Source organism: uncultured Modestobacter sp. (assembly GCF_947486615.1).
GTDB lineage: Bacteria > Actinomycetota > Actinomycetes > Mycobacteriales > Geodermatophilaceae > Modestobacter.
Genome location: NZ_CANKUD010000002.1, coordinates 312,530 through 336,256, shown reverse-complemented (window position 1 = coordinate 336,256; position 23,727 = coordinate 312,530). Strand labels below are relative to the sequence as shown.

General features: G+C 74.0%; 21 protein-coding genes and 1 pseudogene. 18 read left to right on the top strand and 4 right to left on the bottom strand.

Annotated features, from left to right (window positions below; all coding sequences use genetic code 11):
• Positions 1-52: 52 nt before the first annotated feature.
• Positions 53-790, bottom strand: a complete 738-nt coding sequence (locus Q1A09_RS04850; protein WP_299952352.1) for a hypothetical protein — start codon at positions 788-790, stop codon at positions 53-55.
• A 94-nt stretch (positions 791-884) separates the two neighbouring features.
• Here Q1A09_RS04850 and Q1A09_RS04845 point away from each other — a divergent pair, with 94 nt between their 5' ends.
• The 5 genes from Q1A09_RS04845 (at position 885) to Q1A09_RS04825 (ending at position 5,551) form a co-directional block, all read left to right on the top strand.
• Entirely contained in the window at positions 885-1,754 is an 870-nt protein-coding gene (locus Q1A09_RS04845; protein WP_299952351.1) for a bifunctional methylenetetrahydrofolate dehydrogenase/methenyltetrahydrofolate cyclohydrolase, read from the top strand.
• Positions 1,751-2,077, top strand: coding sequence for a DUF3017 domain-containing protein (locus Q1A09_RS04840; RefSeq protein WP_299952350.1), 327 nt, complete (start codon positions 1,751-1,753; stop codon positions 2,075-2,077). Before Q1A09_RS04845 ends, Q1A09_RS04840 begins: the two co-directional genes overlap by 4 nt.
• Before the next feature lie 82 nt (positions 2,078-2,159).
• Entirely contained in the window at positions 2,160-3,113 is a 954-nt protein-coding gene (gene mdh, locus Q1A09_RS04835; protein WP_299952349.1) for a malate dehydrogenase, read from the top strand.
• Positions 3,114-3,196: 83 nt separating this feature from the next.
• A complete protein-coding gene (locus tag Q1A09_RS04830; protein WP_299952348.1) occupies positions 3,197-4,411 on the top strand; it encodes an NADP-dependent isocitrate dehydrogenase in 1,215 nt (404 codons plus the stop codon).
• A gap of 258 nt (positions 4,412-4,669) precedes the next feature.
• A complete protein-coding gene (locus Q1A09_RS04825; RefSeq protein WP_299952347.1) occupies positions 4,670-5,551 on the top strand; it encodes a DUF559 domain-containing protein in 882 nt (293 codons plus the stop codon).
• 105 nt (positions 5,552-5,656) lie between these two features.
• Here Q1A09_RS04825 and Q1A09_RS04820 read toward each other — a convergent pair whose 3' ends face one another.
• A complete protein-coding gene (locus Q1A09_RS04820; protein ID WP_299952346.1) occupies positions 5,657-6,496 on the bottom strand; it encodes a CAP domain-containing protein in 840 nt (279 codons plus the stop codon).
• Positions 6,497-6,694: 198 nt separating this feature from the next.
• On the opposite strand from Q1A09_RS04820, the gene Q1A09_RS04815 reads away from it, so the two are divergent.
• Positions 6,695-8,029, top strand: coding sequence for a hemolysin family protein (locus Q1A09_RS04815; RefSeq protein ID WP_299952345.1), 1,335 nt, complete (start codon positions 6,695-6,697; stop codon positions 8,027-8,029).
• 167 nt (positions 8,030-8,196) lie between these two features.
• Here Q1A09_RS04815 and galE read toward each other — a convergent pair whose 3' ends face one another.
• Entirely contained in the window at positions 8,197-9,147 is a 951-nt protein-coding gene (gene galE, locus Q1A09_RS04810; RefSeq protein WP_299952344.1) for a UDP-glucose 4-epimerase GalE, read from the bottom strand.
• Positions 9,148-9,208: 61 nt separating this feature from the next.
• Between galE and hisC the strand changes: the two genes are divergently transcribed.
• The 4 genes and pseudogenes from hisC to Q1A09_RS04790 all read left to right on the top strand — a co-directional run.
• On the top strand, positions 9,209-10,333 hold the full coding sequence (hisC, locus tag Q1A09_RS04805; protein WP_299952343.1) for a histidinol-phosphate transaminase: 1,125 nt from the start codon (positions 9,209-9,211) through the stop codon (positions 10,331-10,333).
• A 36-nt stretch (positions 10,334-10,369) separates the two neighbouring features.
• The gene (gene trpS, locus Q1A09_RS04800) at positions 10,370-11,386 is read left to right on the top strand and encodes a tryptophan--tRNA ligase (RefSeq protein WP_299952342.1); all 1,017 of its coding nucleotides are present in this window, start codon (positions 10,370-10,372) and stop codon (positions 11,384-11,386) included.
• Positions 11,383-11,979, top strand: coding sequence for a 2'-5' RNA ligase family protein (locus tag Q1A09_RS04795; RefSeq protein ID WP_299952341.1), 597 nt, complete (start codon positions 11,383-11,385; stop codon positions 11,977-11,979). The genes trpS and Q1A09_RS04795 overlap by 4 nt, the downstream gene beginning before the upstream one ends.
• 196 nt (positions 11,980-12,175) lie before the next feature.
• Positions 12,176-12,910, top strand: a pseudogene (locus Q1A09_RS04790) (YihY/virulence factor BrkB family protein); the annotation flags it as partial.
• A gap of 196 nt (positions 12,911-13,106) precedes the next feature.
• On the opposite strand, the gene Q1A09_RS04785 reads toward Q1A09_RS04790, so the two are convergent.
• Positions 13,107-14,516, bottom strand: coding sequence for a D-alanyl-D-alanine carboxypeptidase family protein (locus tag Q1A09_RS04785; RefSeq protein ID WP_299952340.1), 1,410 nt, complete (start codon positions 14,514-14,516; stop codon positions 13,107-13,109).
• Between the two features lie 353 nt (positions 14,517-14,869).
• On the opposite strand from Q1A09_RS04785, the gene Q1A09_RS04780 reads away from it, so the two are divergent.
• The 8 genes from Q1A09_RS04780 to Q1A09_RS04745 all read left to right on the top strand — a co-directional run bounded on the left by Q1A09_RS04780 (position 14,870) and on the right by Q1A09_RS04745 (position 23,726).
• Complete coding sequence (locus Q1A09_RS04780; protein WP_299952598.1) at positions 14,870-15,931, top strand: BMP family protein; 1,062 nt, start codon at positions 14,870-14,872, stop codon at positions 15,929-15,931.
• A gap of 184 nt (positions 15,932-16,115) precedes the next feature.
• Positions 16,116-17,651, top strand: coding sequence for an ABC transporter ATP-binding protein (locus Q1A09_RS04775; RefSeq protein ID WP_299952339.1), 1,536 nt, complete (start codon positions 16,116-16,118; stop codon positions 17,649-17,651).
• Complete coding sequence (locus tag Q1A09_RS04770; protein ID WP_299952338.1) at positions 17,648-18,889, top strand: ABC transporter permease; 1,242 nt, start codon at positions 17,648-17,650, stop codon at positions 18,887-18,889. The genes Q1A09_RS04775 and Q1A09_RS04770 overlap by 4 nt, the downstream gene beginning before the upstream one ends.
• Entirely contained in the window at positions 18,886-20,160 is a 1,275-nt protein-coding gene (locus tag Q1A09_RS04765; RefSeq protein WP_299952337.1) for an ABC transporter permease, read from the top strand. The genes Q1A09_RS04770 and Q1A09_RS04765 overlap by 4 nt, the downstream gene beginning before the upstream one ends.
• Positions 20,160-20,576 carry a cytidine deaminase gene (locus tag Q1A09_RS04760; RefSeq protein ID WP_299952336.1) on the top strand — a complete coding sequence of 139 codons (417 nt, stop codon included), beginning with the start codon at positions 20,160-20,162 and terminating at the stop codon, positions 20,574-20,576. The genes Q1A09_RS04765 and Q1A09_RS04760 overlap by 1 nt, the downstream gene beginning before the upstream one ends.
• On the top strand, positions 20,573-21,856 hold the full coding sequence (locus Q1A09_RS04755) for a thymidine phosphorylase (RefSeq protein WP_299952335.1): 1,284 nt from the start codon (positions 20,573-20,575) through the stop codon (positions 21,854-21,856). Before Q1A09_RS04760 ends, Q1A09_RS04755 begins: the two co-directional genes overlap by 4 nt.
• Before the next feature lie 143 nt (positions 21,857-21,999).
• Positions 22,000-22,914, top strand: coding sequence for an ABC transporter ATP-binding protein (locus Q1A09_RS04750; RefSeq protein WP_299952334.1), 915 nt, complete (start codon positions 22,000-22,002; stop codon positions 22,912-22,914).
• The gene (locus Q1A09_RS04745) at positions 22,911-23,726 is read left to right on the top strand and encodes an ABC transporter permease (protein WP_299952333.1); all 816 of its coding nucleotides are present in this window, start codon (positions 22,911-22,913) and stop codon (positions 23,724-23,726) included. The genes Q1A09_RS04750 and Q1A09_RS04745 overlap by 4 nt, the downstream gene beginning before the upstream one ends.
• Position 23,727: the final 1 nt, after the last annotated feature.

Sequence of the window (23,727 nt, the reverse complement as noted above, 5' to 3'; positions counted from 1 at the left end):
AAAGACCCCCTCGCCCCCCGCCCCTGCGAGGGGGGCCGGGGGCGGTGGGGGGTCAGCGGTGGCGGGGGCCGGTCATCAGCGCCTTGAGCGCGCCCAGGAAGCCCAGGACGGCGACCGCGGCGGTGAACCAGGCGCCGACCGCCCACCGTTCCAGGTCCCAGTCCGCGTCGGCCAGCGGCACCAGCACCGCGGCGGCGACCACCAGGCTGACCAGCAGGGCCACGGCGCCGAGGAACCGGTGGGTCTTCGCCGGCACGAACGCCAGCAGGCCGAGCACGAGCAGCGCGGCGCCGCCGAACAGGACCGCCAGCGGCTGCCAGGTGTCCCGGTCGAGGAGCCCCTGCGGGTCGTCGGCCAGGTCGTCGAAGCCGTCGCGGACCATGTCCAGCCCGGTGGCGCCGCCGTTGACCCACACCAGCAGCAGGCTCACCCCGGCGGCGATGCCGGCCAGCAGGAGCAGCAGCCCGGCCAGGTTGTCTGCGCAGCGCACCCGCACCGGGGCGTCGTGGTACTCCGGGGCGGTGGCGGAACGGTCGTCGTCCGCGTCGGCGTGCCGTCCGTCGGCCGGGTCGTCGTCCAGCAGCCAGGGAGCCGGCCCCGCGGGCGCCGGGCCGGCGCCGACCGGCGGGCCGACGACCACGGTCTCCTGCCGGGACTGCCAGTCGGTCCCCGGTTCCGGCCGGTGCACCACCTCGGTCGGCTGGTCGGCCAGCGGCCGGCCGGTGGCCGCGGTGCTGCCGTGCGGCGCGATCCCGGGGTTCGTCGCGGACCTGTCCTCGGGCTGGCTCATCGGGGGCTCCCTCCCTGCGCGGGTGCCTGACACCGCGCCGCTGTCCGTGCCGCCGAGCCTAGGGGCGGCCCCGGCGTCGGGCAGACTGCAGCACGTGACGGCGACGACTCTGGACGGCAAGGCGACGGCGGCGGCGATCCGGGCCGAGCTCACCGAACGGGTGGCCGCGCTGGCCGCGGCCGGACGGCGCCCGGGCCTGGGCACCCTGCTGGTCGGGAACGACCCGGGCAGCCGCTGGTACGTGTCGGCCAAGCACAAGGACTGCGCCGAGGTGGGGATCGCCAGCATCGAGCGCGAGCTGCCCGCCGACGCCGGGTTGGCCGACGTCATCGCCGTCGTCGACGAGCTCAACGCCGACCCGGAGTGCACCGGCTACATCGTCCAGCTGCCGCTGCCGCGCGGCATCGACGAGAGCGCGGTGCTCGAGCGGATCGACCCGGCCAAGGACGCCGACGGGCTGCACCCGGTCAACCTCGGCCGGCTGGTGCTCGGTGTCCCCGGCGCACTGCCCTGCACGCCGGTGGGCATCGTCGAGCTGCTGCGCCGCTTCGACGTCCCGCTGGCCGGCGCGGAGGTCGTGGTCGTCGGCCGCGGGGTGACCGTGGGCCGCCCGCTCGGCCTGCTGCTCACCCGCCGCACCGAGAACGCCACCGTGACGCTGTGCCACACCGGCACCCGCGACCTGGCCGCGCACACCCGCGACGCCGACATCGTGGTCGCCGCGGCCGGGGTCCCCGACCTGATCACCGCCGACATGGTCAAGCCCGGCGCGGCGGTGCTGGACGTGGGCGTCAGCCGGGTCGACGGGAAGATCGCCGGTGACGTGGCCGCCGACGTCCGGGAGGTCGCCGGCTTCGTCGCCCCCAACCCCGGCGGCGTCGGGCCGATGACCCGGGCCATGCTGCTGGCCAACGTCGTGCTCGCCGCGGAGCAGGCGGTCGGCGCCGAGGTGCTCACCGCGTGAGCCGGCCCGCTGGCGGTCCGGCGCCGGGGCGCCCGCCGCTCTACCTGCGCCGACCGCTGCTGGCCGGGTTCCTCCGGCAGTGGCCGCTGTTCCTGGTCATCGTCGTCGTCGGCGCCGGGCTGCTCCTCGTGGCCGCGGCGCAGTGGCGCACCGGGCTGGTGGTGATGGGGCTCGCGGTGCTGCTGGCGGCGCTGCTGCGGCTGCTGCTCCCGGTCCGCCGGATCGGCTTCCTCGCGGTGCGCAGTCGGGCGGTCGACGTCACCCTCACCGGTGCGGTGGGGCTGGCTGTCGTCGCCATCGCGCTGGCCACACCCCCCACCTGATCGGCGCCGGACGCTGCCCTCATCGGAGGAGGCGGCGGCCCCGCATGGCCGTCCGGGGCCGCCCGGGGCTAGGTTGGCGGGCATGGCAGAGCGGGCCCGGAACGGCAAGGTGACCGTGGTCGGTGCCGGTTTCTACGGCTCCACCACCGCGTTGCGCCTGGCGGAGTACGACCTGTTCGAGACGGTCGTGCTCACCGACATCGTCGAAGGCAAGCCCGAGGGGCTGGCGCTGGACATCAACCAGTCCCGGGCCATCGAGGGCTTCGAGACCCGGGTGGTCGGCGTCGGCGGTGGCTCCTACGCGGGCACCGAGGGCTCCGATGTCGTCGTCATCACCGCCGGCCTGCCCCGCAAGCCGGGCATGAGCCGGATGGACCTGATCGAGACCAACGCCGGCATCGTCCGCCAGGTCGCCGAGAACGTCGCGCAGACCTCGCCGGACGCCGTGGTCATCGTCGTCTCCAACCCGCTGGACGAGATGACCGCGCTGGCGCAGCTGGCCACCGGCTTCCCGAAGGCCCGCGTGATGGGCCAGGCCGGGATGCTGGACACCGCGCGCTTCACGAACAACGTCGCCGAGGAGCTCGGCGTCCCGGTCGCCTCGGTGCGCACGCTGACCCTCGGCTCGCACGGCGACACGATGGTCCCCGTGCCCTCCCGGTGCACCGTCGACGGCAAGCCGCTGTCCGACGTGCTGCCCGCCGACCGGATCGCCCACCTCGTCGACCGAACCCGCAACGGCGGGGCCGAGGTCGTGGCGCTGCTGAAGACCGGGTCGGCCTACTACGCGCCGTCCGCGGCTGCCGCCCGGATGGCCCGCGCGGTCATCTCCGACAGCGGTGCCGTCATGCCCGTGTGCGCCTGGGTGGACGGCGAGTACGGCATCTCCGGGGTGTACCTGGGGGTCGAGGCCGAGATCGGCCGACAGGGTGTGCGGGCGGTCGTCGAGGGCGACCTGTCCGACAGTGAGCTGGCAGGCCTGCGCGAGGCGGCTGAGGCCGTACGCGCCAAGCAGGCCGACGTAGCCGACCTCTGAAGAAGGACCCCGCTGCCCCCCACCGCTTGCACGCTCGTGGCGGGGCCCTGCAGCGGGGCCGTGACTGCAAGAAGGAGAACAACGTGAGCAAGATCAAGGTCGAGGGCAAGGTCGTCGAGCTCGACGGCGACGAGATGACCCGGATCATCTGGCAGTTCATCAAGGACCAGCTGATCCTCCCGTACCTCGACGTCGACCTCGAGTACTACGACCTGGGCATGGAGAACCGCGACGCCACCGACGACCAGGTCACCGTCGATGCGGCGAACGCGATCAAGAAGCACGGCGTGGGCGTCAAGTGCGCCACCATCACCCCGGACGAGGCACGGGTCGAGGAGTTCGGCCTGAAGAAGATGTGGCGCTCCCCGAACGGGACGATCCGCAACATCCTCGGCGGTGTGATCTTCCGCGAGCCGATCATCATGCAGAACGTGCCGCGCCTGGTGCCGGGCTGGACCAAGCCGATCATCATCGGCCGCCACGCCTACGGCGACCAGTACCGCGCCACCGACTTCACGTTCCCCTCCGCCGGCACTCTGAAGGTCGTCTTCACCCCCGAGGACGGCGGCGAGCCGATCGAGCGCGAGGTCTTCCAGGCCCCCGGCGCCGGCGTCTCGCTGTCGATGTACAACCTGGACGACTCGATCCGGGACTTCGCCCGCGCCTCGCTGAACTACGGGCTCAACCGCGGCTACCCGGTCTACCTCTCCACGAAGAACACGATCCTCAAGGCATACGACGGCCGGTTCAAGGACATCTTCGAGGAGGTCTTCCAGGCCGAGTTCAAGGCCAAGTTCGACGAGGCCGGGATCACCTACGAGCACCGGCTCATCGACGACATGGTCGCCGCCTCCCTCAAGTGGGAGGGCGGCTACGTCTGGGCCTGCAAGAACTACGACGGTGACGTGCAGTCCGACACCGTGGCCCAGGGCTTCGGCTCGCTCGGCCTGATGACCTCGGTGCTGGCCACCCCGGACGGCAAGACCGTCGAGGCCGAGGCCGCGCACGGCACGGTCACCCGGCACTACCGCCAGCACCAGCAGGGCAAGGAGACCTCGACCAACCCCATCGCGTCGATCTTCGCCTGGACCCGGGGCCTGGCCCACCGCGGCGTGCTCGACGGCACCCCCGAGGTCACCCGGTTCGCCGAGACCCTCGAGCGGGTCTGCATCGAGACCGTCGAGGGCGGTCAGATGACCAAGGACCTCGCGCTGCTGATCAGCAAGGACGCCCCCTGGCTCACCACCCAGGACTTCCTCGCCGCCATCGACAGCAACCTCCAGAAGGCCATGGCCTGACGACAGCAGTCGTGAGCACGGCCTGACGACAGCAGTCGTGAGCATGGCCTGACGACAGCAGTCGTGAGCACGGCCTGACGACAGCTGTCGTAGGAACGGCCCCCTCGCCCGACGGCGAGGGGGCCGTTTCGCGTCCTCGTGGTGATCATCTCGGCCCCACCGGGGCCTCCAGTCGGTCGAGACCCCGGTGGGGCCGAGGTGATCAACGCCTGTGGACGACGCCAGCGGCCGCGAGGGCCTCTCGGGCAGGCTGCGCCGGTGCCCGTGCCGCCGCGCCGCCCGCCGCAGCTGCGCGGCCGCGTCTTCCGGGGCACCTGGGCGATGGCCGCCGGAGTGCTCAGCGAGGACCAACTGCGCAGCCAGGCGTGGCGGCGGCTGCGCCGGGACGTCTACGCGGATGCCGAGCTGCCGGTGGACCACCGTCTCATCGCACGGGGGGTGAGCCTGGTGATGCCGGGCGCCGCGGCGCTGGGTGGTCGCACGGCGGCGGTCCTGTGGGGGCTCGACGACCTGGCGTCGCCGGCCGACCCCGTCGAGGTCGTCGTCGCTCCGGGCACCCGTTGGACGCCGGGGCCGGGCGTCCGGGTGCGGAGCGCGCCGCTCACCGGGGACGTCGTCCGTGACGGGCCGTGGCTGCGGTGGACCGACCGGGTGCGCACGGCCGTCGACCTCGTCAGACGGGACGACGGCGACGAGTCGGTGGTGCTGCTGGACCGGTTGGTCGCCGCCCGGGTGGTGCAGCTGGACGAAGTGCGGACGGCGGTCGCCGGGCTCCCGCGGTGCCGGGGGAGTGCGGCGGCCCGGCGCACGGCTGGTCTGGCCGACGGCCTGGCCGAGTCCCCGCCCGAGACGCGGCTGCGACTGCTGCTGCACCGATCCGGGCTGCCGTTGCCGGTGGCCCAGTTCGAGGTCCGGGCCGGTGGCCAGTTCGTCGCGAGGGTCGACTTCGCCTGGCCGGAGCGGCGATTGGCCGTCGAGTACGACGGTGCCTGGCACGGCGACCCGCAGCAGTTCGCCCGGGATCGGGGCCGCCTGAACCGGCTGGCCGCAGCGGGGTGGCGGGTGCACTTCGTGACCAGGGAGGACATGCGCCGCCCTGAGATCGTGCTGGCCGGTGTCGCGGCCGCCCTCGAACGTTGATCACCTCGGCTCTGCCGGGGTGTCAGGGCGGTCGAGGCCCCGGTGTGACCGAGGTGATCAACGTCGGTGGTCGGTGCGCGGAGGTGGGCTCCGCCGGCGGCGGCGTCAGCTGCCGAAGAGCTGGGTCCACCAGGGGCCGCCGGAGCCGGTGGCGACGCCGACGCCCAGCGTGCGGAGGTCGCAGTTGAGGATGTTCTCGCGGTGACCCGTGCTGGCCATCCAGGCGGCCATCACCGCGGCGGCGTCCGGCTGGCCGGAGGCGATGTTCTCCGCCCGCGCGTAGTCGACCCCCGCTGCCTCGGCGCGGGCGAACGGGTCGACGCCGTCGGGGTTGACGTGGGCGAAGAAGTCGCGGTCCCGCATGTCCGTGCTGTGCGCCCGGGCCACGGCGGCGAGCCCGTCGTCGGCGCTGACCGGTGCGCAGCCGGCGGCGGCCCGCTCGGTGTTGACCAGCGCGAGCACCTGGCCCTCGGGTCCGGGCGCCGCGGGCGCGGCCGCCGCAGCGGGCGGCGGGGCGGGCACCGGAGCCGGCGCCGGGGCGGGAGCGACGGACGGCGCGGGGGAGCGGGGCGCCGGTGCGATCACCGACGGCGGGGCCGGAGCCGGGGCCGGGGCCGGCTCGGGCTCCGGGGGCGGGGCGGGCGTGCTCACCGGCGAGGGGGCGGCAGTCGTGGTCTCCACCGGCGCCGCGGCCGGACTGCTCGCGGCCGGTGCCGAACCGGACGGCGTCCCGGGGTCCGCGGACCCGGTGACGGGCGGGGTCGCACCGGCGCGCGGGTCGAGCTCGGTGCTGCTCGCGGCGTCGGCGAACCCGGGCAGGGTGCCGCCGCTGAGCGCGGCGGTCAGGGCCACCGCGGCGACGACGACGGCGAGCAGCAGCGGTGCCCACAGCGGCCGGTCGCGCCGGGTCCGGGCGGCGGACGGCGGGGTCGGGCGGTGCGGCACGGCGTCGTCCTCAGGCAGGTCACGGGTCGTTACCCGAGCGAGAGTAGCCGTGTGCGGAGGGTCAGCGGTGGCCTTCTCGGGGAACACCCGCCCGGGGGGCGCTGTTCGGCACCAGGGATCCGCGCATCGGCGCAGCCACTACCGTGGTGGGTCACGGGGCACCCCGTCGCGAACCACGTCTGGAGGAGCACGCCGCTCGTGAGCGACGTATGGCTCAACATCGTCATGGTCTTCGGCTTCGTGCTGGTCGGCGGGGCGTTCGCCGGCGCCGAGATCGCGCTGGTCTCCCTCCGCGAGTCCCAGGTGCGGGCGCTCGCCGAGACCGGCCGGCGAGGACAGGCCCTCAGCAAGCTGGTCAGCAACCCCAACCAGTTCCTCGCCGCCGTCCAGGTCGGGGTCACCCTGGCCGGGTTCTTCTCCGCGGCGTTCGGTGCGAGCACGCTCTCCGCTCCGCTGGCCGACTGGGGCGTCGACGGCCTGGGGCTCTCGCGCAACCTGGCCGACCCGCTGTCGTTCGTCGCGGTCACCATCGCGATCAGCTACCTGTCGCTGGTGGTCGGTGAGCTGACCCCCAAGCGGCTGGCGCTGCAGCGGGCCGAGGGCTTCGCGCTGGTGGTCGCCGCGCCGCTGAACGCGATCGCCAAGCTGTTCCGCCCGATCATCTGGCTGCTGTCCCGCTCCACCGACCTGCTGGTGCGGGTGCTCGGTGGGGACCCCAAGGTCAGCGGCGAGTCGATCAGCCAGGAGGAGCTGCGCGACCTGGTGGCGGCGCACGAGTCGCTGTCCAGCGACGAGCGCCGGCTGATCGATGAGGTCTTCCGGGCCGGTGACCGCGAGGTGCGCGAGGTGATGACCCCGCGCACCGAGGTGCACTTCCTCGAGGCGAGCATGACCGCCAGCCGCGCGGCCAAGCAGGTCGCGGACTCCAACTGGTCGCGCTACCCGGTCGTCGGTCGCACCGAGGACGACGTGGTCGGCTTCGTGCACGTCCGCGACCTCTTCCTGCCCAGTCACCCCGCCGGTCGGGCGGCCACGGTCGGCGACCTCGTCCGCGAGGTCAAGCAGCTGCCCGGCACCGCGGGGGTGCTCACCGCGCTGTCCCAGATGCGCAAGGAGAACCGGCACTTCGCGCTGGTCGTCGACGAGTACGGCGGCACCGACGGCATCGTCACCCTGGAGGACCTCATCGAGGAGGTCATCGGTGACATCTACGACGAGTACGACGAGGACGTCACCGCCGAGTCCGACGAGCCGGCCGAGGGCCCGCACGAGGTCGACGGGCTGCTCAACCTGGACGACTTCGCCGAGGCCACCGGGCTCGAGCTGCCCGAGGGGCCCTACGAGACGGTCGCCGGCTACCTGCTGGCCGACCTGGGCCGGCTGCCCCTGGTGGGGGACACGGCCACCGTGGAGGGCCGGACGCTGACCGTCCTCGAGCTCGACGGACGGCGGATCGCCCGGATCTCGGTCAGCGCCGCGCCCCAGCCCGAGGAGACCGGCAGCGACACCCCGGCCGACGCCGAGGCCCGCTAGGTCGTCGGCCGAGCGCCGACCCCGGCCGCTGCCCGGTCCCCGGCCCACGGCGCCGGGACGCCGGCGGGCGGGGGCCCGCTGAGCCGTTCGGCCGGGAGGCCCCGCGCGACGACCCGCCGACGGCCCCTCCCTCGTGGCCACCCCGCAGGGTGGTTGCCGCGACCTCCTCAGCGCTGCGCGAAGGCCCAGGCGTCGGCGACGATCTCGGTCAGGTCGGTGTGCTCCGGCGCCCAGCCGAGGTCGGCCTGGATCCGGGCGGAGCTGGCCACCAGCCGGGCCGGGTCGCCGGGGCGCCGGTCACCGACGACGACCGGCAGCGCGTGCCCGGTGACCGTGCGGACGGCGTCCACCATCTCCTGCACGGAGAAGCCGGTGCCGCTGCCCAGGTTGTAGACCCGGTGCTCACCCGGCGCCGGGGCCGGCAGGGCCAGCAGGTGCGCCGCGGCGAGGTCCTTGACGTGCACGTAGTCGCGGATGCAGGTGCCGTCGGGGGTCGGGTAGTCCGAGCCGTAGACGGTGAGCGACTCGCGGGTGCCGGCGGCGACCTGCAGCGCGATGGGGATCAGGTGGGTCTCGGTGGCGTGCCGCTCGCCGACGCCGTAGGCGGCCCCGCCGACGTTGAAGTAGCGCAGGCTCACCGCGGCGAAGTCGTGGGCCGCCGCGTAGGAGGTCAGCATCGCGTCGACGGCGAGCTTGCTGGCGCCGTAGGTGTTGGTCGGCCGGGTCGGCGCGGTCTCCGGGATCGGTACCTCGTCGGGCTCGCCGTAGGTCGCGGCGGTGGAGGAGAACACGATCCGCCGGCAGTCGGCGGCGCGCATCGCCTCGAGCAGGGCGAGGGAGCCGCCCACGTTGTTGTGCCAGTACACCTGGGGCTCGGCCTGGCTCTGTGCGACCAGGCTCTTGGCCGCGAAGTGCAGCACCGCCTCCGGCCGCACGTCGGCCAGCACCGGTGCGGAGTCGTGCAGCGAGGCCCGGACGAAGCGGGCACCGGCCGGGACGGCGTCCTCGTGACCGGTGGACAGGTCGTCGAGCACGGTCACCTCGTGACCGGCCTCGAGCAGGGCCGCGGTGACTACGCTGCCGATGTACCCGGCGCCGCCGGTGACGAGAACGCGCATGGTGCGAGCCTAGCCAGCACCCCGCCGGGGTCCGGCCGCCCGCGCGGAGGAGGAGCTCCAGGTGGTCAGCGCACGCCCCGCCGTCGCCGCGATGCCGGCCTACCGCCCCGGCCGCAACCCCGCCGACCTGGCCCGCGAGATCGGCGTCCCCCGGGCGGTGAAGCTGGCCAGCAACGAGGTCGCCTTCCCGCCGCTGCCGGCCGTGGTGGAGGCGATCGGCGCGACGGCGGGGGAGACCAACCGCTACCCCGACAACGGGGCCGCCGTCCTCACCCGCGCGCTGGCCGACCGCTACGGCGTCGAGCCCGCGCAGGTGGCCGCCGGCTGCGGTGCGGTCACCGTCTGCCAGCAGCTGGCCCAGGCGTTCAACGACCCCGGGTCGAGCATCGCCTTCGCCTGGCGCTCCTTCGAGATGTACCCCCTGCTGGCCCAGGTCGCCGGCGCGCACGTCCAGCAGGTGCCGCTGGTCCCCGGCACGCCCGGCGGGACCCGGGACACCCACGACCTGGCCGGCCTGGCCGCGGCGATCGACGAGACGACCCGGCTGGTCTTCGTCTGCAACCCGAACAACCCCACCGGGACGGCGGTGCGCCGCGCTGAGCTCGAGCGCTTCCTGGATGCCGTCCCGGCGCACACGCTGGTCGTGCTGGACGAGGCCTACCGCGAGTTCGTCACCGACCCCGACGTCCCGGACGGGGTGCAGCTGATGCGCGGGCGGCCCAACGTGGCCGTGCTGCGCACCTTCTCCAAGGCCTGGGGGCTGGCCGGCCTGCGGGTGGGCTACCTGCTGGCCGAGGACCCGGCGGTCGCCGACGCCGTCCGCCGGACGCACGTGCCGTTCAGCGTCTCCAGCCTGGCCCAGGCCGCGGCGGTCGCGGCGCTGGCCAGCGAGGCGGAGGTGCGCGAGCGCTGCGCGGCGGTCGTCGCCGAGCGCGCGCGGCTCACCGCCGCGCTGCGCGACCGGGGCCTGCCGGTGGCCGACAGCCAGGCCAACTTCGTCTGGCTGCCGTTCGGCGAGCGCACCGCCGCGGTCGCCGCCGCCCTGGAGGCGCAGGCGGTGATCACCCGCCCGTTCGCCGGTGAGGGCCTGCGGGTGACCGTGGGCACGCCCGAGGAGGACGACGTCTTCCTCGGCGCGCTGGACGCCGTCCTGACCAGCGGGACAGCGGACCAGACCGGAGCCTGAGCAGGGCCGCGTGGGGCGCGTGGTTCGATGGACGACGTGCCTGCTCCCCGCGTGCTGTCCGGCATCCAGCCGACGGCTGACTCCTTCCAGCTCGGCAACTACCTGGGCGCGCTGCGGCAGTGGGTGAGCCTGCAGGACGACCACGACGCCTTCTACTGCGTGGTGGACCTGCACGCGATCACGGTCGAGCAGGACCCGGCCGTGCTGCGCCGCCGCACCCTGGTCTCCGCGGCCCAGCTGCTGGCCCTCGGGGTCGATCCCGCCCGCAGCACGCTGTTCGTGCAGAGCCACGTGCCCGAGCACGCCCAGCTCGGCTGGGTGCTGCAGTGCCTGACGGGCTTCGGCGAGGCCAGCCGGATGACCCAGTTCAAGGACAAGAGCCAGCGGCAGGGCAGCGGCAGCACCACCGTCGGTCTGTTCACCTACCCCGTGCTCCAGGCCGCCGACATCCTGCTCTACCAGGCGCAGCGCGTCCCGGTCGGTGAGGACCAGCGTCAGCACCTGGAGCTGACCCGCGACCTCGCCACGCGGTTCAACAGCCGCTTCGGTGCGACGTTCACCGTCCCGGAGGCGTTCATCCCGGCGGGGACGGCGAAGGTCCTGGACCTGCAGACGCCGGAGAAGCAGATGAGCAAGAGCCTGCCGCCGGCCGGCGGCATCTTCCTGCTCGACGACCCGAAGGTGACGGCCAAGAAGATCCGGTCAGCGGTCACCGACACCGGCCGCGAGGTCGTCGCCGACCCGGTGGAGAAGCCGGGGGTGACCAACCTGCTGGCCATCCACTCGGCGCTGTCCGGGCAGAGCGTGGCGCAGCTGGAGGAGCACTTCGCCGGCCGCGGCTACGGCGACCTGAAGAAGGAGCTGGCCGAGGTCGTCACCGACGCGCTCGCGCCGGTGCAGGCGCGCACCGCCGAGCTGCTGGCCGACACCGCCGAGCTGGAGCGGGTGCTGGCCGTCGGGGCCGCCCGGGCCCGCGAGGTCGCCGCGCCGACGCTGGCCACGGTCTACGAGCGGGTGGGGTTCCTGCCCCCGGTCGGGGCTCCGTCGGCGTGACCGACCGTCCGCTGCGCGCCGACGACACGTTCGTCCACCGCCCCGCCGAGATGGTGCCGGGCCCGGCCGAGACCTGCGTGCTCGGCGTCGTGGTGTCGGTGCCCGAGCCGTGGGCGCAGCTGCTGGTCGAGTGGCGGGGCAAGTGCGGTGACCCGCAGGCGCGGCTCGTCCCGCCGCACGTGACGCTGCTGCCACCGACCGAGGTGCCGGTGGCCCAGCGCGGCGCGATCAGCGACCACCTGTCGCAGGTGGCCCGGCAGCACCCGCCGTTCGTGATGCACCTGGCCGGCACCGGGAGCTTCCGGCCGATCTCCGAGGTCGTGTTCGTGGCGGTCGCCCAGGGCATCGCCGACTGCGAGCTGATCGCCGGCGACGTCCGCAGCGGCCCGCTGCAGCGCACCCTCAGCTTCCCGTACCACCCGCACGTCACCGTGGCCCACGACGTCCCGGCCGACATGCTGGACATGGCCTACGCCGGGCTGGCCGAGGTGCACGCCGAGTTCCGGGTGGACACCTTCACCGAGTTCGAGCAGCTGCCCGGCGGCGCGTGGGCCGTGTCCCGCGAGTACCGCCTCACCGGCCCGCCGCACTGACCCACGACGCGGGGGGCCGGTCCGGTCCGCCGCGCGAGGTCGGTGGTGAGCAACGAGACTGGCGCCGGTGACCAACCCCGTCGGCCGCCTGACCGGTGCGGCGACGGAGCTGCTGCACCGCCAGCGTGCCCGCCGGCCGTGGCTGGACCACCTGGCCCGGGCGGGTGGGCGTTACAACCGGGTGCAGGCCGACCTGATGGCCTCCGGCGTCACGTACTACGTGTTCCTGGCCCTGGCGCCGGTGACCCTGCTGCTCGCCGCGGTCGCCGGGCTGGTGCTCCGGGGCAACCCGCTGCTGCAGGACCAGCTCCTGGCCGCACTGCGGGACGCCGTCCCGGGGGAGACGGGCGAGGGCCTGGCCGACAACGTCACCACGGCCATCGACAGCGCCACCACGTTCGGGGTGGTCGGGCTGGTCGGCGTGCTGTTCGTCGGTCTGGGCGCGATGGACAAGCTGCGGGTGGGGATGGACATCGTCTGGCGCGGCCGCCCCGACGAGCCGGACTTCCTCGCCGACCGGGGCAAGGACCTGGTCGCGCTGCTGGGGTTCGGGGTCGCCGGCGTGCTGAGCATCGCGCTGACCACCGGGGCGACCACGGCGGTGGGGCGGCTGCTCGGCCTGACCGAGATCGACGACGTGCCCGGCTTCTTCCTGCTCACCAGGGCGCTGCCGATCGTGCTGGCCGTGGCCGGGGACACGCTGCTGTTCCTCTGGCTGCTCAAGGGCGTGCCGGGCAACCCGTTCGGCTACCGGCAGCTGCTGCCCGGCGCCGTCTTCGGCGCCGTCGGCTTCGAGGTGCTCAAGCTGGTCGGCGGGGTCTACCTGACGATCATCAGCGGGAACGTCACCGCCTCGACGTTCGGCGGCCTGGTCGGGTTGATCGTCTGGATCAACGTGGTCGCCCGGTTCGCCTTCTACACCGCTTGCTGGACGGCGACCGTCCCGGCGATCGAGCACGCGCACACCCGGGTGCCGCACGGCCCGGCCGGGCCCACCCCGCTGCCGGAGATCGCCCTGGTGGCCGAGCGGACGGCGGGGCCCGCGCCGGCGCGGGTGGCCCTGGGCCTGCTCGGCACCGGCGTGCTGGCCGGGCTGGTCGGGGGCCGGCTGATCACCCGGTCGGTGGTCAGGCGCGTGGCGGCCGGTCGTGGTCGGTCGCCGGGCCACCAGACGCCGGGCCACCAGACGCCGGGCCCCCAGACGCCGGGTGCCCGGTCGTCGGGCCACCGACCGCCGGACCACGAGCCGCCGCGCCGCTGACCGGCCGGCCGGGGTGCGTGCCGGGACGCATCGCCCGGCGCCGTCCGAACACGGTGGCCGCCACGACGACCAGCGCGCCGACGGCCAGCCCGGCGGGCAGCAGGGGCGAGGCAGCATCGTCCGCGGGACCGACGGCGGCCGCGGTGGTGGAGCCGGTGTCGGGGCGGGCGGCCGGCGAGCGCGTCGGGGCGGTCGCCGCGGCGGCCTCGGCAGCGGCCTCGGCAGCGGCCTCGGCCGCGTCGGCGGCCACCTCCTCGGGGGTGACCAGCCGGCCGACGCCCTCGGCTCCCGCCGGGGTGGCGAAGCCCCAGTCCAGCAGGCGCCGCGCCTGCTCCAGCTCGTGCACCGGTCGCCGTTCGGCCTGCATGACGCTGACCAGCAGCCGGCGGCCGTCCCGCTCGGCGGCGACCACGAAGGTGTGCCGGGCGGCGTCGGTGAAGCCGGTCTTGCCGCCGAGCGTGCCCGGATAGCTGCTGAGCAGGTTGTTCTGGTTCTGGATCTGGTAGCCGGCGTACGGCCCGACCGCCGGGATGTCCGCGGTCCGGGTCTGCAGTACGTCCAGGGCGTAGGGGTCGGCGATCAGCTGGCGCAGCACCAGCGCGAGGTCGTAGGGGGAGGAGGACTGCCCGGCGACGTCCAGTCCGGAGGGGGTGCCGGCGACCGTGTCGTACGCACCGATCCGGGCGGCCGTGTCGTTCATCGCCGCCAGCGTCGCCTCGACGCCGCCGGCGGTCCGGGCGAGGGCGTTGGCCACGTCGTTGCCCGACTGCATGACGAGTGCGCGGAACAGCAGGTCGACCGGGTACTGCCCGCCCTGCACCAGCCCCACCCGGCTGCCCTCGATCGCCTCGTCCTCGACCGTGCCGGCGACCAGCTGGGCGGGGTCCAGCAGCGGGGCGAGGGTCAGCAGGGTCAACGTCTTCAGCGTGCTGGCCGGGTAGTAGCGGCCGTGCGGGTCGCGGGCGCCCAGCACCTCGCCGGTGCCGGCATCGGCGACCAGCCAGCCGTGCGCGTCGATGCCCTCGGGCAGCGCCGGCGCCCCCGGGGCGGTGACCACGCCGCGGGTGTCCAGCCCCTCGCCACCGACGGTGCTGCCGTCGGGCGCGCTGCCCTGCGGCGGGCCGCCCGGGTAGGGGACCGACGGCGTCGGCGCCGTCGGGTCGACGGTGGGGCGCGCGTCCTCGGCCGCCGCGGGGCCGGCCAGCAGGAGCACCACCGTGACCGTGCTGGTCGCCAGCGCGGTGGTCAGCCGGCGCAGCGGCGGGGGTCGGCGCATGACGGGCACGCTAACCCGCCCGCCGGCGGTGCTCCGGGAACGCCCGTCCCCGACCGGCCGACGGACCTGCCCCCGAGTGGCGTCCGGCACCGGTGCGGATGTGGTCGCCGTCTCACCCGGAGGCGCCTGGAGGGGGCAGGCGTCGCCCGTTGGCAACGATCGGGTCTCTATCCGTTCTGCGACAGGTCACCCGCGTCGGCCCCGCGGTTAGCGTGCCGGGGTCGCCGTCGCCTGGCGTCCCGCCTCGTGCGGGGCAGCCGGACGGCGGGGGAAGCCTGCAACACACCGCACCGGGACCCACACCGACCACGGGTCGGGAGGGTCCTCCGAGAGAGGAGACCGTCTTGCGCCGAGTGCGTGGGATGAAGGCCGCAGCACTGCTGCTGGCCGGCAGCATGGCCCTGGCGGCCTGCGCCAGCGACGAGAGCGACAGCGGCTCGGGCGGCGGCAGCGGCAGCGGCGGCAACGACGAGCTCATGATCGGCCTCGCCTTCGACACCGGCGGCCGTGGTGACAAGTCGTTCAACGACTCCGCTTACGCCGGCGTCGAGGCCGCCGTCGAGGAGCTCGGCCTGTCGATGGAGGACAACGTCCAGACGCTGTCGCCCAACGACGACGCCTCCAACCGCGGTGAGCTGCTCACCCAGCTGGCCGAGCAGGGCTACGACCCGGTCATCGCGGTCGGCTTCAACTACGACGAGATCATCGCCGACGTCTCGCAGGACTTCCCGGAGGTCACCTTCGCGCAGGTCGACGGCTCCAACGCCGACGGCGCCAAGGGCGACAACGTCACCGGGCTGCTGTTCGCCGAGGAGCAGGGCTCCTTCCTGGCCGGCGTGGCCGCGGCGTCGAAGACCGAGACCGACAACATCGGCTTCGTCGGCGGCGTGCAGAGCCCGCTGATCGAGAAGTTCCAGGCCGGCTTCGAGGCCGGGGCCCGCGCGGTCAACCCGGACATCACCATCCAGAGCCAGTACCTCTCGCCGGCCGGTGACTTCAGCGGCTTCGGCGCCCCGGACCGCGGCTACAGCGTGGCCCAGGGCTTCTACCAGAACGGCGCGGACATCGTCTTCCACGCCGCTGGTGGGTCCGGTGAGGGCGTCTTCCAGGCCGCCGTCGAGGCCAACAAGCGCGCCATCGGCGTCGACTCCGACCAGTGGCAGACCGCCTCGCCGGAGCAGCAGGCCGTGATCATGACCTCCATGATCAAGCGCGTCGACAACGCGGTGATGGAGTTCATCCTCTCCGTCGCCAACGACGAGGCCGAGGGCGGCACGGACGTCGTCTACGACCTGGAGTCCGACGGCGTGGGCCTGTCCACCTCCGGTGGCTACATCGACGACATCGCCGACGTCATCGAGGACTACCGCCAGCAGATCGTCGACGGCTCGGTCACGGTTCCCACCACTCCGTGACACGCCTGAGCTGAGCAGCACGGGCAGCGGCGGGCTCGGGGGCGGCACACGCCCCCGAGCCCGCCGTTTTCCGTGTGTACCGTCTGCGAGTCGGACGACGACGCCCTGATCCACCTCCCGGCCGGAAGACCTGCGGCCGGGGTTCCGTCCCGCGCCACCACGCCGGTCCCCCGAGGAGTTCCCGTTGACCGAGTCGGCACCGCTCGCGGTCGAGCTCCGCGGCATCACCAAGCGCTTCCCCGGCGTGGTGGCCAACTCCGACATCCAGCTGCGCGTCCGCCGCGGCGAGGTGCACGCGATCGTGGGGGAGAACGGCGCCGGCAAGTCCACGCTGATGAAGACCCTCTACGGCATGCACCGCCCCGACGAGGGCGAGATCCTGGTCGACGGCCGCGCGGTCACCTTCCGCAGCCCGGCCGACGCGATCGACGCCGGGATCGGCATGGTCCACCAGCACTTCATGCTGGCCGACAACTTCACCGTGCTGGAGAACGTCGTCCTGGGCAGCGAGCCCACCAGGGGCGGCCGGCTGGACCGCGCCGAGGCGCGGCGGCGGATCCGGGAGATCTCCGACGCCTACGCCCTGGGGCTGGACCCCGACACCCTGGTCGAGGAGCTCGGGGTCGGCGACCGGCAGCGCGTGGAGATCGCCAAGGTGCTCTACCGCGGCGCCCGCACGCTGATCCTGGACGAGCCGACCGCCGTGCTCGTGCCGCAGGAGGTCGACGAGCTGTTCGGCAACCTCGCCGAGCTCAAGCGCGAGGGCCTCACCGTCATCTTCATCTCGCACAAGCTCGACGAGGTCCGCAAGGTCGCCGACTCGATCACCGTCATCCGCCGCGGCACCACGGTCGGCACCGCCGACCCGCGGACCACCACCGCCAAGCAGCTGGCCGAGCTGATGGTCGGCGCCGAGCTGCCCGTCGCCCAGAAGCGCGACTCCACCGTCCGGGAGACCGCGGTGCTGCAGCTGCGCGGGGTGCGCGTCGCCGCGCCCGGCGGCCGCCCCGCGGTGGACGACGTCTCGCTGACCGTCCGCGAGGGCGAGGTCGTGGGCATCGCCGGCGTCGAGGGCAACGGCCAGGCCGAGCTGGTCGACGCGATCATGGGGCTGCGGCCGCTCAGCTCAGGCGTCGTCCTGCTGGGCGCCGACGACATCACCGCCTGGTCGACCCGGCACCGCCGCGAGCAGGGCCTGGGCTTCATCCCCGAGGACCGGCACCGGCAGGGCATGCTGCTGGAGGCCCCGCTCTGGGAGAACCGGATCCTGGGGCACCAGACCCGCCCGCCGTCGGTGAAGGGCGCCTTCATCGACCGCAAGGGCGCGCGCGCCGACACCGAGCGGATCATGCGCGAGTACGACGTCCGGGCACCGGGCCCGGACACCGCTGCCATGGCGCTGTCCGGCGGCAACCAGCAGAAGCTGATCGTCGGACGGGAGATGAGCGCGCGGCCGCGGCTGCTCATCGCCGCCCACCCGACCCGCGGCGTCGACGTCGGCGCGCAGTCGGTCATCTGGGAACTGCTCAAGGACGCCCGCGCGGAGGGGATGGGGATCGTGCTGGTCTCGGCGGACCTCGACGAGCTGATCGGCCTGTCGGACACGCTGCACGTCATGCTCCGCGGGCGGCTGGTCGCCACGCTCGACCCGGCGAGGCTGACACCGGAGGAGCTGGGCACCCACATGACCGGCGCCGCCAGCACGGCAGGTGCCGCGTGAGCACCCTGCGCCGCCTGGGCACCGCGCTGCTGGCGCCGGTGCTGGCCATCGTCGTCGCGCTGGCCATCTCCGCGCTGGTCATCGTGCTGATCGGGGAGAACCCGCTCAGCGCCGTCGAGGTGATGCTGGACTTCGGGGACAGCCCGTCGCAGCAGACCCAGGCGATGGTGGTGATCCTCAACCGCGCCGTGCCGCTGTTCCTGGCCGGGCTCGCCGTCTCGGTGGCCTTCCGGATGGGGCTGTTCAACATCGGCGTGGAGGGCCAGTACCGGCTCGCCACCATCCTGTCGGCCGCGGCCGGTGCCGCCGTCGCCCTGCCGGCCCCGCTGCACGTGCTGCTGATCATCGTGGTCGCGATGCTGGTCGGCGCCTTCTGGGCCGGGATCGTGGCGGTCCTGAAGGTCACCCGCGGCGTCAGCGAGGTGATCAGCTCGATCATGCTGAACTTCATCGCGCTGGGGCTGGCGTCCTTCCTGCTCACCGGGCCGCTGCGGGGCAGCGAGCCCGGCGCGTCGATCATCACCACCGCTGACATCCCCGAGTCCGGCTGGTTCCCCGGGCTCAACGGCGTCTTCGGTGCGCTGGGTCTGGCCGAGCCGCGCTCGGAGCTCTACGGCTTCCTGCTCGTGGCGGCCGTCGCCGGGATCGTGATCGCGGTGCTGGTCAAGCGGACCCGCTTCGGCTTCGACCTGCGCGCCACCGGCATGTCGCCCTCGGCTGCGACGGCCAGCGGCGTCGACGCCCGCGGCATGGTGATCAAGACGATGCTGATCTCCGGCGCGGTCGCCGGGCTGATCGGACTGCCCGACCTGCTGGGCAGCTCGCACCACTACGGCACCGAGTTCACCACCGGGCTGGGCTTCCTTGGCATCGCGGTGGCGCTGCTGGGGCGGAACTCACCCGTCGGCATCGCGCTGGGGGCGCTGCTGTTCGGCTTCCTGGACCGCGCGGCCATCCCGCTGCAGTTCGAGGGCATCCCCGCCTCGGTCGTCACGATCATCCAGGGCACCATCGTGCTGGCCGTCGTCGTCGCGAACGAGATCGCCCGCCGGATCACCCGGCGACAGGCCGAGCGCGGCGGCAGCCAGCCGGCCTCACCGACCACCGGTGACGGCAGCACGGACGGCGGACAGGGTTCCGGCGGCCCGCCGCCGGACCCGGGCGCCGCAGTCGGCACCGGCACCGGCCCCGGCGTGCGCAGCGGCGCCGCCGACGGCACCCGAGGAGGCCAGCAGTGAGCACCGCGACGACGACCTCTGCCCCGAGCCGGGGGCCGGTCACCGAGCTGCTCCTCGGCGGCGGCCGGGCGCGCCGGATCACCTGGCTGCTGGTCGGGCTGCTCGTGCTCGTCTCGGCGGTCCGGGTCATCTCCGGGGAGCAGGCGCTGACGTCGTCCTCGACGTTCTCCGCCGCGTTGCTGCTGGCCGTCCCGCTGGGGCTGGTCGCTCTGGGCGGGCTGTTCTCCGAGCGGGCCGGCGTGGTCAACATCGGCCTCGAGGGGATGATGATCCTCGGCACCTGGGGGGCCGGCTGGGCCGGCTACCAGTGGGGCTGGGCCGGCGCGCTGATCGGTGGCGCGGTCTTCGGCGCGGTCGGCGGCCTGCTGCACGCCATCGCCACGGTCACCTTCGGGGTCGACCACGTGGTCTCCGGTGTGGCGATCAACATCCTGGCCGGCGGCGTCGTCCGGTTCCTCTCCGAGCTGCTGTACAGCGACAACCCGGCCGGTGGCGGGGTGACCCAGTCGCCGGCGCTGTCGAACCGGCCGCCGAGCTTCTCGCTGCCGGTGCTCTCCTCGGGGCCGGACCTGCTGGGCGACCTGGAGGACCAGCACTGGTTCCTGGTCTCCGACGTGGCCGGCATGCTGCGCGGGTTCACCAGTGGCGTCGGCGTGCTCACCGTGCTCGCCGTGCTGCTCGTGCCCGCCACCTACCTGCTGCTGTGGCGCACGGCGTTCGGGCTGCGGCTGCGCTCCTGCGGGGAGAACCCGGCGGCCGCGGACTCCCTCGGCGTGCCGGTCTACCGGCTCAAGTACATCGCCGTGATCATCTCCGGCGCGCTCGCCGGCCTCGGTGGGGTGTTCCTGGTGTTCGTCGCCAACATCTACCGCGAGGGCCAGACCGGCGGCCGCGGCTTCATCGGCCTGGCCGCGCTGATCTTCGGCAACTGGCGGCCCGGCGGGCTGGCCGCGGGTGCGGGGCTGTTCGGGTTCTCCGACGCCCTGCAGCTGCGCAGCCCCACCGCCGTCGTCGCGCTGCTGCTGCTGATCGCCGTGCTGCTGGCCGGTGTGGCGATCTGGCAGGCCACCCGGCGCCGGTATGTGCAGTCGGTGATCGCCGCGGCGTTCGCCGCCGCCGCGCTGGCCGCCTTCCTGACCGTCGACGAGCTGCCCGAGGGCATCGTCTCCTTCACCCCGCACCTGACCACGCTGCTGGTGCTCTCGCTGGCCTCGCAACGGCTGCGGATGCCCAAGGCCGACGGCCTGGTCTACCGACGAGGAGAGCACTGATGGACGTCGACTGGGACGCGCTGCGCACCCGCGCGCGCGAGGCCATGACCCACGCCTACGCGCCGTACTCGCAGTTCCCCGTGGGGGTGGCCGGGCTGGTGGACGACGGCCGGGTGGTCACCGGCTGCAACGTGGAGAACGCCTCCTACGGCCTGGGGCTGTGCGCCGAGTGCGGCATGGTCAGCGACCTGGCCCGCACCGGGGGCGGCCGGCTGGTCGCCGTGGCCTGCGTCGGCGGCGACGGGCAGCCGCTGATGCCCTGTGGCCGCTGCCGGCAGCTGCTCTGGGAGCACGGCGGCCGCGACATGCTCATCGAGACCGTCTCACTGGGCATCGTGCCGATGAGCGAGGTGCTGCCCGACGCCTTCGGTCCTGACGACCTGGTGGCTGCAGCGGACCGGGGGCAGGGAGCATGACGCAGCCGTTCGACGCGATCGACGTCATCCGCGCCAAGCGCGACGGCCGGACGCTCACCGCCGACCAGATCCGCTGGGTGATCCGCGCCTACACCGACCGGGTGGTGCCCGACGAGCAGATGAGCGCGCTGCTCATGGCGGTGTTCTTCCGCGGCATGTCCGGCGACGAGCTCGCCGTCTGGACCCAGGCGATGATCGACTCCGGGGTCCGCAAGGACCTCTCCTCGCTGGGCCGGCCGACCGCGGACAAGCACTCCACCGGCGGCGTCGGCGACAAGATCACCCTGCCGCTGGCCCCGCTCGTGGCGGCGTGCGGGGTCGCGGTGCCGCAGCTGTCCGGCCGCGGGCTGGGGCACACCGGCGGCACGCTGGACAAGCTGGAGTCGGTGCCCGGCTGGCGCGCCGACGTGCACGAGGAGGCCTACCTCCAGCAGCTGCGCGAGGTGGGCGCGGTCATCTGCGCCGCCGGCGCCGACCTGGCCCCGGCGGACAAGGTGCTCTACGCGCTGCGCGACGTGACCGGCACGGTCGAGTCGATCCCGCTGATCGCCAGCTCGATCATGAGCAAGAAGATCGCCGAGGGCGCCGACGCGCTGGTGCTGGACGTCAAGACCGGCTCCGGCGCCTTCATGCGCGACCCGGACGACGCCCGCACGCTGGCCCGCACCATGGTCGGGCTCGGGGAAGCGGCCGGGGTGCGCACCGTGGCCCTGGTGACCGCGATGGACCGCCCGCTGGGCCGCAGCGCCGGCAACGCCGTCGAGGTGGCCGAGTCGGTCGAGGTGCTGGCCGGCGGTGGCCCGGCCGACGTCGTGGAGCTGACCCTCGCCCTGGCCCGGGAGATGCTGGCCGGCGTGGGCCGGGACGACGTCGACCCCGCCGACGCCCTCGCCGACGGCCGCGCGATGGACGTCTGGCGGCGGATGATCAGTGCCCAGGGCGGCAACCCGGACGCGCCGCTGCCGCAGCCCACCGAGCGCCACGTGGTGACCGCCCCGGCCACCGGCACGCTGACCCGGCTGGACGCCTACGCCCTCGGCGTCGCCGCCTGGCGGCTGGGTGCCGGCCGAGCCCGCAAGGAGGACCCGGTGTCCGCCGCGGCGGGGATCGTCTGGACCGCCGGGGTGGGGGAGCAGGTGACCGCCGGCCAGCCGCTGCTGGAGCTGCAGACCGACGACGCCGCCCGCATCCCGCGCGCGTTGGAGGCGCTGGAGGGCGCCGTCGGCGTGGACACCGACGACCGGTCGCTCTCGCTGCTGATCGACCGGATCACGGCCTAGCGGTACACCTGCGGGCGCACCCGGCCGGCCGGGTGCGCCCGCAGGGTCGCGCCCGGCGCGCATCCGGTGGCCGGGTGTGCCCCGACGGCGCCGGTGGAGGGTCGCCGCCGACGGCACAGGTCGGAGGAGGACACTGACGCCTCGTGCAGAAGGACTCGCTCCTCCGGTCTCCGGGTGGTCGCGCCGCGGTGGCCGAGCAGACCCCGCCCGACCCCGACGCCGCGATCAGCGTCCGCGGGCTGGTGAAGCGCTACGGCGACCGCAACGCCGTCGACGGCCTGGACCTCGACATCCGGCGCGGGGAGATCTTCGCCCTGCTCGGCCCCAATGGCGCCGGCAAGACCACCACCGTCGAGGTGCTGGAGGGCTACCGGCAGCGGGACGGCGGCGAGGTGCGGGTGCTCGGCATCGACCCGGCGGACGGCGGACGGAGCTGGAAGGCCGAGCTCGGCATCGTGCTCCAGTCCGGCGCCGGGGACAGTCAGCTGACCTGCCTGGAGCTGCTGCGCGCCCAGGCCGCCTACTACCCCGACCCGCGGGACCCGGCCGAGGTGCTGGAGCTGGTCGGCCTCACCGAGAAGGCCGGTTCCCGGGGTCGCACCCTCTCCGGTGGCCAGCGCCGCCGGCTGGACGTCGCCCTGGGCATCGTCGGCCGCCCCCGGCTGCTCTTCCTCGACGAGCCGACCACCGGCTTCGACCCGGAGGCCCGCCGGCAGTTCTGGTCGCTGATCCGCTCGCTGCGCGACCTGGGCACCACGATGCTGCTCACCACGCACTACCTGGACGAGGCCGAGGAGCTGGCCGACCGGGTCGGGGTCATCACCCGCGGCCGGCTGGTCGAGGTCGCCGTCCCGTCCGCGCTGGGTGGCCGCGGGCAGGCACCCGCGGTGGTCTCCTGGAGCGAGGACGGCGTCCGGCGCACCGCCGAGACCGGCACCCCGACCGCCTTCGTCGCCGAGCTCGCCGCCCGGTTCCCCGGGGAGGTGCCCGACCTCGCGGTCGCCCGGCCCACCCTGGAGGACGTCTACCTGCGCATGATCGGAGAACCCGTCGTATGACCGCCACCACGGAGCGGTCGCTGCCCTCGGTGGCCGCGGTCTGCCGGACCCGGGCCGGGGTGGAGCTGAGGGAGTTCTTCCGCCAGCGCGAGTCCGTCGTCTTCACGCTGTTCTTCCCGGTGATCCTGCTCCTGGTCTTCGGCGCCGTGCTCGACTACGACCTGGGCAGCGGGGTCAGCTTCACCCAGTACTTCATGGCCGGGGTGATCGCGGCCGGCATCCTCGGCGCCAGCCTGCAGAACATGGCGATCGGCATCGCCACCGAGCGCAGCGACGGCACCCTCAAGGGCCTGGCCGGCACGCCCATGCCCAAGAGCGCCTACTTCGTCGGCAAGGTGGTGCAGGTCTTCGTCGTCACGGTGGCGATCGTGGTCATCCTGCTGGCGATCGGCGCGGTGTTCTACGACATCGACCTGCCCTCGGGCACCGGCTGGCTGACCTTCGCCTGGGTCGCCGCACTCGGCTCGGCGGCGTGCACGCTGCTGGGCATCGCCATCTCCAGCCTGGCCCGCAACGGCCGGTCGGCGTCGGCGACGGTGACCCCGGTGGCGCTGGTGCTGCAGTTCATCTCCGGGGTGTTCTTCCAGTTCAGCGAGGTGCCGACCTGGCTGCAGACGGTCGCCGCGGTCTTCCCGCTGAAGTGGATGGCCCAGGGCCTGCGCTCGGTCTTCCTGCCCGACGCGCTGGCCGCCCAGGAGCCCGCGGGAAGCTGGGAGCTGGGCCGGGTCGCGCTGGTGCTGGCCGCCTGGTGCGTGATCGGCCTGCTGCTGTGCGTCCGCACCTTCCGCTGGCAGGACCGCGTCGACCGCTGAG

What these genes read in the sequence shown, in the direction of transcription:
- Q1A09_RS04850 (WP_299952352.1), bottom strand. Translation starts at nt 790, where the DNA reads ATGAGCCAGCCCGAGGACAGGTCCGCGACGAACCCCGGGATCGCGCCG.
- mdh (WP_299952349.1), top strand. Translation starts at nt 2,160, where the DNA reads ATGGCAGAGCGGGCCCGGAACGGCAAGGTGACCGTGGTCGGTGCCGGT.
- galE (WP_299952344.1), bottom strand. Translation starts at nt 9,147, where the DNA reads ATGCGCGTTCTCGTCACCGGCGGCGCCGGGTACATCGGCAGCGTAGTC.
- Q1A09_RS04785 (WP_299952340.1), bottom strand. Translation starts at nt 14,516, where the DNA reads ATGCGCCGACCCCCGCCGCTGCGCCGGCTGACCACCGCGCTGGCGACC.
- Q1A09_RS04760 (WP_299952336.1), top strand. Translation starts at nt 20,160, where the DNA reads ATGGACGTCGACTGGGACGCGCTGCGCACCCGCGCGCGCGAGGCCATG.
- Q1A09_RS04755 (WP_299952335.1), top strand. Translation starts at nt 20,573, where the DNA reads ATGACGCAGCCGTTCGACGCGATCGACGTCATCCGCGCCAAGCGCGAC.
- Q1A09_RS04745 (WP_299952333.1), top strand. Translation starts at nt 22,911, where the DNA reads ATGACCGCCACCACGGAGCGGTCGCTGCCCTCGGTGGCCGCGGTCTGC.